Source organism: Paraglaciecola marina (assembly GCF_004360155.1).
Lineage (GTDB): Bacteria > Pseudomonadota > Gammaproteobacteria > Enterobacterales > Alteromonadaceae > Paraglaciecola > Paraglaciecola marina.
In genome coordinates this window covers 109,600-123,841 of record NZ_SAIS01000001.1, presented here as the reverse complement: position 1 = coordinate 123,841, position 14,242 = coordinate 109,600, and the positions used below count along the sequence as shown (strand labels likewise).

The window sequence follows — 14,242 nt, the reverse complement described above, 5'->3', positions numbered from 1 at the left end:
AAACTGAATTAAATAAACTGCTTACAGGTAGTCAAATAATGATGTTCCAGTCACCAAACTAAAAGTAGACTGAGCGGCTTGCAGGGCGGTTTCTTGCCGGCTTAATTCTGAAACCGCCTCTGCATAATCTACTTCTTCAATATTGGCTCTTGCAGTTTGGTTGGCAATTTGTAAATTTAAATTCGAAGCCAGCACCGAATCAGCTACATTCATTCTTGCACCAATAGCTGATACCGACTCACCAATACTAGTTAAAGCATTATCGGCTCCTGTTAACGCATCCGTTAATGCTTCTTCAAAATCAGAGTCTGAAAGATCTTCATTACTTAAAGCGATAACAAAATCATTTAATGTTTCTGCAATATTCTTCTTTTCAGGTGGTGCCAACTCAAAATCAACGGAATCGCCTGTTGTACCAGTAATATTAAATTCTAGACCTTGGTATAATAAGCCACTGCCACTTTCAAAATCTACTGTATCTAATACCGCACCAGTGCCAACATTTGTCACTTGTACTTGAGTAGCTGATACTATAGTTAACCTAAATTCATTATTTGCAGTATCCACTGCATCGTAATTGTTTTCGTGAAACTTTTCGAAGTTAGCTTGCTCTGCTATTTGCATACTTGACTCTGTCACCCCTACAGAGCCACTAATAGAAGCTTTATTTCTAGCACTTACATTTTCAAATACATCAAATCCACTATTGTTTACTTGTAAATTAACTGAATCAGATATTTTAATTTCATTAAAGCCATTATCACCTTCAAAGCTATATTTATTACCCGGTGAACTGGCATTAAAACTAAAAGCGGGAGACTCTGATTGATAACCTGCAAAAATATATTCACCAGCAGAGTTTTGAGTATTCATTAAATCAAAGACTTGATCGCGTATTTCTTCAATCTCAATAGCGATAGCACGTTTATCGTCCGCTGTAAAAATGCCATTTCCAGATTGCACCATCAAGACTCTTGCACGGTCGATAGCATCATTAACACTTCCAAGAACAGTTTCTTCTTGCTCTAAACTGTTATTTAAGAGGTTATTATTGACCTTGAATTGATTTATCTGATCAATTTCTTCAGTTAATCTAATCACTTGAGCAGCACCAACAGGATCATCAGCAGGCGTTAACAACTTTTTCCCAGAAGATAACTGTAACTGCACGTCAGACAAGTCGCTTTGGTTTTCTAAGACAGCTTGAATACTGCGGTCATAAAGTTGTGCTGTTGAAATACGCATAAATCCCCCTAAGCCTCTTAAGAAACCACACTTAAAATTGTATTGAATAAATCTTGAGCCGTACTCAGCAGCCTAGCGGATGCAGCATAAGATTGCTGATATTTAACCAAGTTCGCGGCTTCTTCATCTAAGCTAACCCCAGACACGGATTGAAACCAATTATTAGATTGGGATTTTAGGGCATCTGCGGCTTGTAGTGAGATATCTGCGCTTGATGCCTTTTGTCCAATATCGGTCACAATATTTGAATAACTTTCATGAAAAGTAACTAGATTGCCAGCACCATTATTATTTAACAGCATGCTATCTGCAGTTTGCAGGTTGGCTAACGCTAAACCATTACTGGTGTCACTTAAACCATCAGTATTGTATCCAATTGTAAAGCTATCACCGGCTTTCGGCTCGCCCTGCAAACTGAAATCATAACCAGGATAATTATCCATGGCAGAAAACTCGCTAGGCCATGCTGGACCAGTTCCAGAAGCTTCAGCTTGTGCCAACATGTTTGAAAAACTGGTGGCGCCTGAAACTTCTGTGATCACATTTCCCGCATCATCTAGTACTTGATAATCAGTGGCTGATGTAAAATAAATTTCTGCTGGCGCACCGACACCACCCGCCCCTGTTGGCGAAGTGCCTGCACTATGAATACCACCAGCACCATCAAATGCTGAAGCACCTAAATCTGCAAAGGTATTATCCACAGTGGTGTTTGTAACAGAGCTTGATGTTACCTCGGTATCACCGAGATTATTTATATTACCTTCAACGCGAATAGGTGAAGCAAAAGCTAAGTCTTCTGGGCGAGTTATCGCCAACTCAATTTCGCTAGCAGCCTCTTTGGTAGGTTGCAGTAGAAACTCATCTCCTACAGCATATGCATCACCGCTTGCAAATTCCAATTCAATCCCACCTATCACAGAATTGAAGGTGCCTTCTTCTGCGATTAACCCAGAATAACTTTGTGTGATGGCATTGCCATCCGTGTCTGTAACCGGTGTACCATCTACATTTACTAAGGCGACGGTAATATCAATGGTATCTGGAGTACCACTAGTTGTTCCATCAACCGTGACACGATAATCGGCACTAGTAAGACTGGAGCTCTCACCAGCAGTCATACGGCCAGAAACTAATAAGCTGGGATCTGAGTTATCAGGATATTTTAAGCCGGTAACCTCTGGCCTAGTAAAAATGTCAGTACCTAGTTGCTGATCAAAATCCATACCCAGTTTGTTTTGAGTATTAACCGCATCGGTTAAAGCTAGGGCTATTTGACCTAACTCCCGGCGACTACTTTCTAGCACTTCATCTCTATATCTAAACAAACCACCTAGGGTTCCGCCCATATCAGTTTCATGAATGTTTAAACTTGTGACATTGTCATCACTGGTTAATTGCAATGAGGTATAGCTTAAGTCAGCATCATTACTGACAGTAAAAACATTAAAGGAGCCATCTTGTAATACTAAAGATTCACCCGATGATAAATTAACTAATACACCACCATCATCAGCATCGACTCGTGTTTCTATAGATACCAATTCTGCAAGCTCCATAATAGCTTGGTCACGCTCGTTTTTTAGTGCACCAGGTTCACTATTAGGGTTATTGCCTTGAATGCTGCGTATTGATTCATTTAAATCAGAAATAGACTGAATTAAAGTATTGGCGACACCAATTGTAGCTTCAAACTCTTTATTGACCTCATCTTCTCTCTCATCTAAAAAATTAGAAACTATGCCTATTTGGCTAACCATTAACTCAGCTTCCCCTAGTACGACCTGTCTCGCGGCCATACTAGTTGGGTCATCAGTAGCTGTCTGAATAGCTGCAAAAAAACGGCTCATACTACTTGATATGCTATTGGCTTCACTGGCAAATAAATTATCTAAAACAGAGGTTTTATCGTAATAGGTCTGAAACTCACTTTGCATGGTGGTATCGCGACGCAATTGATTTTGTGCAAAGGTATTGAGTACCCTTGAAGTAGTAGACTCACCTACTCCTCCATAAAGTTGTCCTTCAAATATGGTTTGCTCTCGTACATACCCTTCAGTATTAACATTGGCAATATTGTTACCGGTAGTAGTTAATAGTTGATTACTGGCATTCACACCACTGGTAGCAATGGAATACAAATCGGCAGTGACGATATTTCGATTAGAATTACTTGTAATCAATGTAAAATCTCCTAGTCCTAATCGCGAGCTTTATCATGGTAAATACTGTTTAAATTGAGGGCTTTCAAATACTGAGATAACCTTATTTGCATATTCGGGGTCAGTGGCATAACCCGCCTTCTGCAATTCAGAGAAATAATTTTGTGGTGATTGGGTATTTTTGACAGCTTCTTCGTAACGTGGGCTCTGCTGAACTAAATTCACGTAGTCTTTCATTGCCTCAGAAAAGTTTTCATATACTTTAAAGGGCTGCTTTTTAGTAGAGGCGATACCTTGTTCAAACTCAAGGGTATCCACTAGCGCTCTATCACCCTGCCAACTTCGGTTCGCTTTTATTCCAAATAAGTTATGGGAGTTTTCACCATCGACATTATGGATCATATGTTTACCCCAACCAGTTTCTAGCGCGGCTTGGGCTAGTAAGGCTTTAGGATCAAGTCCTAGCGTTTCTGCCGCCTGTTGGGCTATTGGATATAGCTGCTCTACAAAAGCTTGGGCATCAGTAAAACCAGGAGATTTAAAAGCATTAGATGACTTAACTTGCTGATCTAAATCTCTACCTTGATTGCTAGGGTTCAAATCACCTAAAACAGTACTTTGTGCTACTTGAGTTTGCTTTATTGACTGACGATTAATACTAGATAAATTACCATCATCACGGATAACTCCGGCAGGCATATAACCATCACCTAACTGCCCTAATTGGCGTACAATAATGTCTGCCAAGCCTATACTACCATTACTAGATAAATCGGTAGCTAGCTGTTGGTCATGCATATCCCGGTAGAATTTCACCTGGTCAGAATTAGTAGTGCTGTCTTTATCAGCCAGTACATCTTGCGCTTTACGCATGGACTTCAGCATCATCTGTACAAAAATAGCTTCAAACTGCTTAGCCGCCTCCTCTAGAGCCCCCTTATCACCACTTTGGGCAGCTTGACGTAAGGTATCCAAACCTTTTATGTCATTGGCGTTTCTAGATGCCTCTAAGGGGCTTTGGGTGAGCAGAGTTTGGTCCATAATTATTACCTAGATAACCACTAGTTCGCCTTGCAGGGCACCTGCTTCTCGAAGTGCTTCAAGTATCGCCATTAGGTCGCCTGGTGCTGCGCCAACTTCATTTACAGCGCGTACTAGTTCGTCAAGTGTTACACCTGGGTCAAAACTAAACATCCGAGTATCGTCTAAATTCACATCAACAATTGACTGGGTGGTAACAACAGTCTCACCATCGGCTAATGCATTAGGTTGGGATACCATTTGATTTTCAGCAATGGTGACTGTCAATCCACCATGAGTGATAGCTGCAGGTAACAGGCGAACATCTTGACCTATCACTATGGTACCAGTACGGCTATTGATAACCACACGAGCCGATGCTTTAGCTGGAGTAAACTCAAAATTCTCTAAAATGGCCAAAAAACCAACTCTTTCCCCCACATCTCTAGGTGCGGTAACTCGAACAGAAGCAGCATCTAATGGGGTAGCAATCACATAACCTTTAGATGGATCTGCTCCTAACCGGCTATTTATGGTATCTGCTAAAATTTTTGCAGTGGTAAAATCGGGATAATTTAAGTTAAGGGTTAAAAAATCATTCTGCATAAATCCACTGGTAACGGCACGCTCTACCAATGCACCATTAGCAATCCTGCCCACAGTTGGTGTATTAACAACAATCTTTGAACCATCGCCACCTTCAGCGCCAAAGCCACTCACTACTAAGCTTCCTTGAGCCACAGCATACACATTGCCATCTAAGCCTTTCAGGAAGGTTTGTACCAAAGTGCCACCTTGTAAGCTTGCGGCTTCACCGATAGATGAAACGGTAACATCTATGGTTTGACCGGGTTTAACGAATGGTTTTAATTCGGCATGTACTGCAACAGCTGCTACATTTTTTATTTTTGGTTTAACACTACTGTCTAAGCTAATCCCAAAGTTCGCTAACATTGTTCTAAAACTTTGTTCAGTAAATGGGCTTTGTTCACCTGTTCCCGGTAAACCTACTACTAGCCCATAACCAACCAATTGGTTACTTCTGACGCCCTGAATCGATGCTAAATCTTTAATTCTTTGAGCATTAGATACGGGCGATAAAATCAAGCTCGCGAACACAAAAAGGGATACAAATATTTTCATTTAACTCTCCAGCCTAAAACGGCCAATATTCCGATGAGAAAAAACCACTCAACCATCCAGCTTGCTGAGCTGAGGCAAAACTACCTGTGCCGCTATATTGAATACGTGCGTTAGCTATTTTAGTAGAGACAATTTCATTGGAAGGACTTACATCTGCAGGGCGAACAACCCCAGTTAAACGAATATACTCATCACCATTATTTAAAGTAAGCCACTTTTCGCCTCTCACTAATAAATTTTGATTGGCTAAAACCTGCACCACTGTCACGGAAATATTGCCACTGAGATTATTGCTCTGATTAGCAGATGCATCGCCGTCAAACTCATTCGAGGTATCTAACCCTAATTGAATAGATTGGCCTCCAATATTTACTGCGTTGCCACCTAACCCTATGATGGGACTAACATCAATACCTGTTTCTTTAGAATTACTAGTACCAGCAGACTTTGTTGCACTGGTGTTTTCTTGCAGGGTAACAGTAATAATGTCACCTACCCTCCTAGCCTTAACATCTGAATACAAACTATCAGCCAAGTCTGACTGAAAAATGGCCCCATCACTGGAAATCTTTGGTCGCGGAGACTCGGGCACAATAGGGGCATAAAAAGGATCATTGGGAAGAGGGTTGTGAGCGCTCGTTGAGCCACACCCCGTTAAAATTAACGCTCCTAAAAAAACCGTAATCACTTTCACCAAGATTTGATACATCATCAAATTGCCCCTTCTACTATAACTGCTGAATGACCTGACCTAACATAGTGTCAACAGCAGAAATAACTTTAGAATTCATCTCATACAATCGTTGACTCTCAATTAAATTCACCAACTCTTCTGTTACGTTGACATTGGAGGTCTCAAGAGCACCTTGTAAGATTGTGCCAATGCCTTCTAACCCAGGTACACCTTGAATCGGTGCACCACTTACTGCGGTTTCAACATATAAGTTCTGTCCAATAGGTTGCAATCCTGTGTCATTAATAAAATCAGACAAGGTAATTTGCCCCAGTACTTGAGGTTCAGCTTCACCGTTTATTGAAGCAGAAACTTCACCATCCTGAGACACAGTAATTTGCTGGGCATCTTCTGGAACTGTTATTTCTGGCTGCAATAAAAATCCTGCTCCAGGTGTTACGATTTGCCCTTGATCATTTAAGGTAAACTGGCCATTACGGGTGTAAGCAATTGACCCATCTGGCTGTAACACCTCAAAAAAACCATTGCCGTTTACAAGCATATCTAAGGCGTTATCAGTGGTTAACATATTGCCCTGGGTATGACTTTTTTGTGTAGCAACTACTTTACTACCAGCCCCTAGCATCAAACCTGAAGGTAACTCTGTGTCTGCTGATGAGCGGCCACCAGGCTGGTTAATATTTTGATACAGTAAATCTTCAAAAACCGCCCTGTCTTTTTTGAATCCGACTGTGCTGGCATTTGCCAAGTTATTGGATATTACAGCCACATCTGTTTGCGCGGCGTCTAAACCAGTTTTACTTATCCATAATGCGGGATGCATAGGTTGTCTCCTAAAATCACTAAATTTGTTACGGTTATTTAAATGATACGCAGCAATTGATTACCACGAGTATCCATACTCTCAGCGCGTTTCATTAACTTCACCTGCATTTCATAATGGCGCTGCAATGTAATCATGCTAACCATTTCTTCTACTGGGTTAACATTACTGCTTTCTAAAAAACCTGTACGAATGGATACAGTGGGGTCCTCTGCAGCCAATTCACCATCTTTCATACGAAACAGCCCATCTGAGCCTCGCTGCATGTTAGCCACATCAGGGTTTACAAATTTCAACCGTCCCACTTCTTCTAAGACACTTTCAGGTGCCCCCTGTGGTTGCACAGACAAAGTACCATCAGTGGCAATATTGATATTTGAAACAGGGATAGGCAGAAAAACTGGCCCAAAATCTCCTACAACAGCATTACCATGAGAATCTTTTAATTCTCCATTAGCCCCTAACTCAAAACTACCATTGCGGCTGTAAGCTTCATTGCCATTCGCATCTAAAACCGAAAACCACCCGTCACCTTGCAATGCTAGGTCTAATTCACGGCCAGTCTGTATCATAGTCCCCCCCTCATAATCATTTGAGGGACTTTCTGTCATTGAGAATACTCGTGTCGGCAAACCTTCGCCGTATGCCGGCATTGCTCGGGCTTGTTCTAGCTGAGCCTTAAAACCAGTAGTTTGAGCATTAGCCAGGTTATTGGCGCGGACTGAAGCACCAACCAAATCTTGATTAGCACCACTTGCGGCAATGTAGAGTAATTTATCCATGACAGAATCTTGACTTAATGAAAATATTACAAATAGATGTGCAAATAGGGTGCCAGCTATATAAATAAGACAAGTTAACGCTGCATAATTATTAAACAAAAAAGGGCTGCCATTTGGCAGCCCTTAAACATCATATAAATCAGATGGTTACTATCTAATATTCAATACCGTTTGATTAAGCTGATTATTTATTTCTAGTGCTCGGGAGTTAGCTTGGAAGTTACGCTGGGCAATAATCAAGTCGATTAACTCTGTGGTGAGGTTAACATTTGCCTGCTCTAATGCCGAAGAGTTAATGTCACCAAAGGTACCTGTCGTTGCTTCACCCGCTAAGCCTTCACCAGAAGCGATACTTTCTTTCCAAGCAGTGTTACTTTGTTGTGTCAGGCCTTGCTCGTTAGCAAACCTTACCAAAGCTACCCGAATGATAGGCTCAGATGTACCATTTGAATAAGTTGCGCGTAACAAGCCATCGGTATCTATATCAACACCTGTTAATCTACCAACCGCTAAACCATCTTGCTCTAAAGATGTTACCTCAAATGCAGAAGCATATTGGGTAGGCTCATCTGCTACTGACGTAAGAGAGTTCAACACAAAATTAGTGGTAATAGTCTGAGACGGCTCAGAGCCATTCGTCAATATACCAGCACCAAGTTCAGCTGAAAGTGCATCACCTAAGGGAAGATCATCTCCATTAGAGTCTTGCATTGAGGTGAAGTCACCGCCACTACTAAACACCATTTTAAAGGCAGAAACACCAGAGCCAGCAGTCCCATCTCCTAAAGAGGTGATCCCCACTTCATTAGTGGTTCCTTCCACTCCATCTTCTAATGGAAGGTCATCAACATAAGTTACGCCAATCCATTCATTGCTGCTTGCAGCGGTACTATCTTTCATGAAGTAATAGGTCATCACATGGCTGTCACCTAATGAATCATAAACAGTGATTGATGTAGCTGAGTTATAAGTTGTTGGATCATCTGGGTCAAATAATGCAGGGTTAACTGCTTCTTCACCTGCTGGTAAATTCATTGTAAGAGAGACTTCTGATGTGGCAGAAGGTGAACCTGATGAATCAGGAATGGTAACTGGCTCTGTAGTACTTAACGCCACAGAAGCTGAAGTACCGTCGGTGTTGACTGGGAAGCCTAACAAGTGATCGCCATTTGAGTTAACCACAAAGTTGTCAGAATTTAATTTGAACGCCCCAGCTCGAGTGTAAGAAAAGTCACGGTTATCTATATCTGGTACAGTGGCAAAAAAACCTGTACCCGTTACTGCTAAGTCCAACGCATTTTCAGTGAACTGCAAACTACCTTGCGAAAACTGTTGAGCAACTTCTTGAGTTAGTACCCCATCACCCACTTTAGTTTTACCACCTGCTAACAGGGATTGTGCATAAACATCACCAAATTCAGCACGGGATTCTTTAAAGCCCACTGTATTCACGTTAGCAATGTTATTTGCTGTTGTATCTAGGTCTCTCTGTGCCGCTGATACACCGCTTAGTGCTATATTAAAAGACATATTTAATTACTCCTGTTAACCACCGATTTGAATTACGTCATCAAGTGTGACACTGACATCGCCATCCAAATTAAGAATTATACCTTGGCTACTTGCCGCCAAACTGACACTATCAACATGCCTGTTTATCGCGGTTGGCATTTGTACCGACTCGCCGCTTATTTTTCCTTGGGCACTGACAACATAATTACCAACCGGCGCATAATTGCCGTTTGCATCTGTGCCATCCCAATTAAACTCAATATTGCCCGCAGCTTGTGTGCCGGCACTAATGGTTTTAATAATCTCACCTGTTTCGTTTTCTATGGTAATTTCCAAGTTCTGAATCGTTTCTTCACTAATTACTACACCAGAAATACTTTGGCCTTCTTCAGATATATAACCAATATCACCTTGTAACAATACATCTTGTCCAATTAAGCTTGACGCTTGCAACGCTTGATTTGATGTCATTGAACTAGCAAAGTCACTAAATTGAGTATTAAGCTGATCTATGCCGTCAGCCATAGTAAAGCTAGTCATCTGTGCAACCATTTGGTCATTATCTACGGGAGCAGTAGGATCCTGATTCGCCAATTGTTCTGTCAATAACGAAAAGAAATCTTCCTGGGACAAGGTCTGATTAGAGTCATCAGCCACTTCAGGGGTTTCTGGCTGCCAATAAAGTGAGCTGTTTAAGCCATTATTTACTGTATCCACAATCTATCCTCTCTATCAATCATATCACTGCTCACCTGACTAACTACCTTGACCCAGTCTCAACACGTTTCTAAAAATACGTTTGGTGGTATCAGCTACCTGCACGTTAGTCTCATAAGCTTTTGATGCTGACATCATGTCTGCCATCTCTTCAACAACGTTAACGTTAGGTTTATATATATAACCATCGCCATCTGCCATTGGATGCCCAGGGCTGTATTCAATCTGTAATGGTTTAGTACTCTCAACCACACCAAGCACATTCACCCGAGAACCAGCGCTTTGCTCTTGCGATGCACGCTGCATTTCGGCGGCAAATACAGGGTGACGAGCTTTGTAAGTATCTTCATAACTACTACTAACACTGTTCGCATTAGCAACGTTACTGGCGGTGGTATTCAAACGAATACTCTGTGCACTCATGCCCGTACTAGCGATATCCATTACATTAAATAGACTCATTATTGCTGCCCTCCACTGATGGCCTTTTTCATGCCTTTAATCTTGCCGTTAAGAAATTCCATGCCAGCTTGATAACGCAGGCCATTGTCTAAGAAGGTATTTCTTTCGATTTGCACATCTACCGTATTACCATCTCCTGTATCAGGTTGATTTGGGGTACGAAATTGCAAATCATCAACGGCTTTCATTGAGCCTTTAATATGACCTTCGTGAGTTCGGGTTAGATTGTGGCTTTGATTGAACTGTGCAGATTTCATCGCCTGCTGAAAATCAATATCTTTTGCTTTGTAACCCGGTGTATTGGCGTTAGCGAGATTTCCAGCGATAACTTCCATTCGCTCAGTGCGAACTTGTAAAGCCTTATGATGAAACCCCATCAATTTATCTAAGCTGATTGCCATGTATTTCTCCTCTATGAACTAGACAAAGCAAAGCCTATGCCAGAGAGGGGCATTCAGTGAAAAATAACGGAAATACGGGGTTTAAGAGGGGTTTTTCCGGTAATACAGGCCAGATTGGCAACGAACCATAGTGAATTCATCTGTTAAATTAGATATAGATTCAGATGCTCCTAAAAATAATATGCCGCCTTCTTGCAGGCAAGCGGCAAACTTTTGCAGGATTTTCTTTTTAACTTCAGGTGAAAAGTAGATCAGCACATTTCGACAAAAGATAATGTCAAAACGCCCTAGTGATTGATAACTGCCTAACAAATTTAAGGGTTTAAATTGCGTTAACGCCCTAACATTTGACTTTACTCTTAATTTATCACTACCCACTGGTTCAAAATATTCAGTCTTAAATTTTTCTTCTATGCCTCTAGACATAGCCAAATAATCGTATTCTGCAAGTTTAGCCCGTTGTAACATTTCGTCAGAAATATCAGTACCTATTATTTCTGCACCATACCGAAGACCACTACCTAACTTCTTAAAATTCAGAATTGTCATGGCAATTGAATAAGCTTCTTGTCCAGATGAACAAGCTGCACTCCAAATTCTAAGAGGGCTGGGTTTAGTTGCGAATTGCTGCAAGATATCCTTTTCTAGCAACACGAAAGGGTATTGGTCACGAAACCATAAAGTCTCGTTAGTGGTCATAGCCTCGACCGCGAGTTCTCGAACTCGACTATCTCCAGCTAAAATTTTATCAACACAGTCTTCAATAGAGTCTAACTGTAACTGCCTAACAATAGGCGTTAAACGGCTGCGAACTAGGTATTGTCTATTGTTACCTAAGACTATGCCGCAAGCTTGCTCTAGAAACTGCGAAAAAGAAGAGTAGCGCTTTATATCTAGGTCTTTTTCCATCATCCCACCCACTTCTTTTCTATTAACAAACAAGATTCCATTTTAGCGGGCAACACCTTTTACAAAACTGCATCTATTTCGTATTACCGAACCATTTTTGCACTGACGTTGCCAGCTCGTCCGGGTGAAACTTGGCAATAAAGTCATCGGCCCCTACTTTCTGCACCATAGCTTGATTGAAAACGCCACTCAATGACGTATGCAAAATCACGTGTAAGTTTTTAAGTTCAGGAGTATTTCTAATTTCTGCTGTTAGGGTATAACCGTCCATCTCTGGCATTTCAATATCAGAAACTAACACACCTACTTTATCGGTAACATCACCGGTTTCAGCTCCAATTTCCTTCAAGCGTTCAAGTGCTTCTAAACCATTTTTAGCAAGCTCAATTTCTAAGCCTAAAGCTGATAGAGCTTTTTTAACTTGGTTACGGGCAACAGAAGAGTCATCAGCGATAAAAATAATTTTTTGTTGAGTTTCGTTTTCAACATCAATAGTGCTCTCAAAGTCATCACTTAAGTCGGTATTGACAGGAGATATTTCATTCAAAATTTTCTCAACATCTAAAATTTCGATTAGTTCGTCTTCTATTTCTGTTACCGCGGTTAAATAGCTTGCTTTACCACTACCTTTTGGCGGCGGCATAATCGACTGCCAATTGGTATTAATAATACGTTCAACTGAACCCACCAAAAAACCCTGCACTGAACTATTATATTCTGCAATAATAATAAAAGAGTTTTCCACATCTTCAATGCGTTTCCCTCCAGTAGCTAAACTCATGTCAATAACAGATATAGTTTGACCACGTATATGCGCTATACCTCTAACCAAGCCATTTAATTTGGGCATAGAAGTTAGAGGGGGACATTGTAGAACCTCTCGCACTTTAAATACGTTTATACCAAACCTTTGTCTTGAATTAAGTTTGAACAGTAATAACTCTAACCTGTTTTCACCCACCAACTGCGTACGTTGGTTAACTGAGTTAAGGATTTCAGACATATGTAACTCCAATTCATTTAAATCCGGCGTGTAATTTGCTTTACAACTTTATATCGTAACAAATAATTGACGCTTTCTACCTAGCCTATTGAATACAACTATCTCAATAGGTTGTGTTTAAAACCTGAGGTTTAATGCCTCTAGCATAGACAACTTAACGACAAGTGAACATGAAAAAATCACATTATTATCAAAGTCCACTCAAGTTTATAGCAATTATTTGCTTTACATTGACTTCTGTAGCGGCCGCACCAGAAAATAATTTAGCTAAACAACAGCTTATATTTCAAGCAGAACAATTCGTTTTACAGAAGTTATCTCCTAATCCAACGAATAAAATAGATGTTTCATCTATGCCCATTGACGACCGAATAAATATTCCCCACTGCAGTTCAGGCTTAGAGTTTACGGCTAGCCCAGAAGCATTGAAACAATCCAATATAACGGTTAAAGCCCAGTGCCCATCTAACAATTGGTACATATTTATGGTTGTTAAAGCACTTCAAACCCAATCGGTGGTTGTTTTTTCAAGTGCGGTAAGCCCTGGTACTATCCTTACTGCCAATAATGTTAATATAGTCAATATGGATGTGAAAAGGCTAAGAAGCTCGACCTTTTCTAAAGTCGAACAAGTCTTAGGTGCTCGTATTAAGCGCAGAGTCACTGCGGGTCGTCCTGTTGCCCCACATAACTTATGTTATGTGTGCAAAGGTGATAGTGTAGTTATTTCAGCGGGTTCACAGAGTATGCGAGTTAAGACTAGCGGTATTGCATTAGAAGATGGTAAAATGGGCGACACAATTCAAGTAAAAAATAGTCGTTCAAATAAGCGCATACAAGCTAAAGTAACCAATACCGGACAAGTAGAAGTAAATATGTAGTTTCAATAAAGGCATATACAACAAAGCTTTATGTAATTTATTAAATAATTTGCTTTTAATACTAAATTATTTGATGTTGCGGCCGATAAAATATTTGAGGACAAAATTTAAGGTAGTGGAAGGTCATTATGTCTATTAACAACGTAAATAACGGTAGCCCTAAAGCACCGCTAGACAACCAGAAGTTGAGTCAGCAACAGCAAGCTTTAAATAACGATAAAGCACAACTGGCTGATCCGCAAAAAAGTGCGGCTGCGCCTCGTCAAGACTCAGTATCACTGACATCTTCAGCGCAACAGCTTAATCAAGTTCAAAAGAGAGGCTCTGAAGCTCCGGTTAATCAAGAGAAAGTAGATAAGCTCAAGAAAGCCATTCAAAGCGGTGAATATACAGTTAATGCTGAAAGCTTAGCTAAAAAAATATCAGCACTTGAGTCAGAAATATTTGGTACTGATGCCTAAAAAAAGCATAATGAATAATCATCTTAA

Annotated in this window: 15 protein-coding genes; 2 read left to right on the top strand and 13 right to left on the bottom strand. The window is 40.7% G+C overall.

The features are described 5' to 3' along the window. Positions 1-21: 21 nt before the first annotated feature. The 13 genes from flgL to EOK74_RS06540 form a co-directional block, all read right to left on the bottom strand. On the bottom strand, positions 22-1,245 hold the full coding sequence (flgL, locus tag EOK74_RS06600; RefSeq protein ID WP_133469202.1) for a flagellar hook-associated protein FlgL: 1,224 nt from the start codon (positions 1,243-1,245) through the stop codon (positions 22-24). Between the two features lie 17 nt (positions 1,246-1,262). Further along, complete coding sequence (gene flgK, locus EOK74_RS06595) at positions 1,263-3,428, bottom strand: flagellar hook-associated protein FlgK (RefSeq protein ID WP_133469201.1); 2,166 nt, start codon at positions 3,426-3,428, stop codon at positions 1,263-1,265. A gap of 33 nt (positions 3,429-3,461) precedes the next feature. After that, positions 3,462-4,448: a flagellar assembly peptidoglycan hydrolase FlgJ gene (gene flgJ, locus EOK74_RS06590; protein WP_133469200.1), complete on the bottom strand. Its 987-nt coding sequence runs from the start codon at positions 4,446-4,448 to the stop codon at positions 3,462-3,464. A gap of 9 nt (positions 4,449-4,457) precedes the next feature. Beyond that, positions 4,458-5,570: a flagellar basal body P-ring protein FlgI gene (locus EOK74_RS06585; RefSeq protein ID WP_133469199.1), complete on the bottom strand. Its 1,113-nt coding sequence runs from the start codon at positions 5,568-5,570 to the stop codon at positions 4,458-4,460. 13 nt (positions 5,571-5,583) lie between these two features. Then, a complete protein-coding gene (flgH, locus tag EOK74_RS06580) occupies positions 5,584-6,282 on the bottom strand; it encodes a flagellar basal body L-ring protein FlgH (RefSeq protein WP_420818923.1) in 699 nt (232 codons plus the stop codon). 16 nt (positions 6,283-6,298) lie between these two features. Next, positions 6,299-7,087, bottom strand: coding sequence for a flagellar basal-body rod protein FlgG (gene flgG / locus EOK74_RS06575; protein ID WP_133469198.1), 789 nt, complete (start codon positions 7,085-7,087; stop codon positions 6,299-6,301). 38 nt (positions 7,088-7,125) lie between these two features. Then, positions 7,126-7,869 carry a flagellar basal body rod protein FlgF gene (locus EOK74_RS06570; protein WP_133469197.1) on the bottom strand — a complete coding sequence of 248 codons (744 nt, stop codon included), beginning with the start codon at positions 7,867-7,869 and terminating at the stop codon, positions 7,126-7,128. A 150-nt stretch (positions 7,870-8,019) separates the two neighbouring features. Beyond that, positions 8,020-9,399: a flagellar hook protein FlgE gene (flgE, locus tag EOK74_RS06565; protein WP_133469196.1), complete on the bottom strand. Its 1,380-nt coding sequence runs from the start codon at positions 9,397-9,399 to the stop codon at positions 8,020-8,022. Positions 9,400-9,414: 15 nt separating this feature from the next. Then, positions 9,415-10,098, bottom strand: a complete 684-nt coding sequence (locus EOK74_RS06560; protein ID WP_133469195.1) for a flagellar hook assembly protein FlgD — start codon at positions 10,096-10,098, stop codon at positions 9,415-9,417. Between the two features lie 39 nt (positions 10,099-10,137). Continuing rightward, a complete protein-coding gene (flgC, locus tag EOK74_RS06555) occupies positions 10,138-10,560 on the bottom strand; it encodes a flagellar basal body rod protein FlgC (RefSeq protein ID WP_133469194.1) in 423 nt (140 codons plus the stop codon). Further along, the gene (gene flgB / locus EOK74_RS06550) at positions 10,560-10,961 is read right to left on the bottom strand and encodes a flagellar basal body rod protein FlgB (RefSeq protein ID WP_133469193.1); all 402 of its coding nucleotides are present in this window, start codon (positions 10,959-10,961) and stop codon (positions 10,560-10,562) included. The genes flgC and flgB overlap by 1 nt, the downstream gene beginning before the upstream one ends. A gap of 81 nt (positions 10,962-11,042) precedes the next feature. Continuing rightward, on the bottom strand, positions 11,043-11,873 hold the full coding sequence (locus tag EOK74_RS06545; protein WP_133469704.1) for a CheR family methyltransferase: 831 nt from the start codon (positions 11,871-11,873) through the stop codon (positions 11,043-11,045). A gap of 70 nt (positions 11,874-11,943) precedes the next feature. Further along, the gene (locus EOK74_RS06540) at positions 11,944-12,873 is read right to left on the bottom strand and encodes a chemotaxis protein CheV (RefSeq protein WP_133469192.1); all 930 of its coding nucleotides are present in this window, start codon (positions 12,871-12,873) and stop codon (positions 11,944-11,946) included. Between the two features lie 170 nt (positions 12,874-13,043). Between EOK74_RS06540 and flgA the strand changes: the two genes are divergently transcribed. Both flgA and flgM read left to right on the top strand, forming a co-directional pair. Next, complete coding sequence (flgA, locus tag EOK74_RS06535) at positions 13,044-13,754, top strand: flagellar basal body P-ring formation chaperone FlgA (protein ID WP_133469191.1); 711 nt, start codon at positions 13,044-13,046, stop codon at positions 13,752-13,754. A 128-nt stretch (positions 13,755-13,882) separates the two neighbouring features. After that, positions 13,883-14,215: a flagellar biosynthesis anti-sigma factor FlgM gene (gene flgM / locus EOK74_RS06530; RefSeq protein WP_133469190.1), complete on the top strand. Its 333-nt coding sequence runs from the start codon at positions 13,883-13,885 to the stop codon at positions 14,213-14,215. The last annotated feature ends 27 nt before the right edge of the window (positions 14,216-14,242 follow it).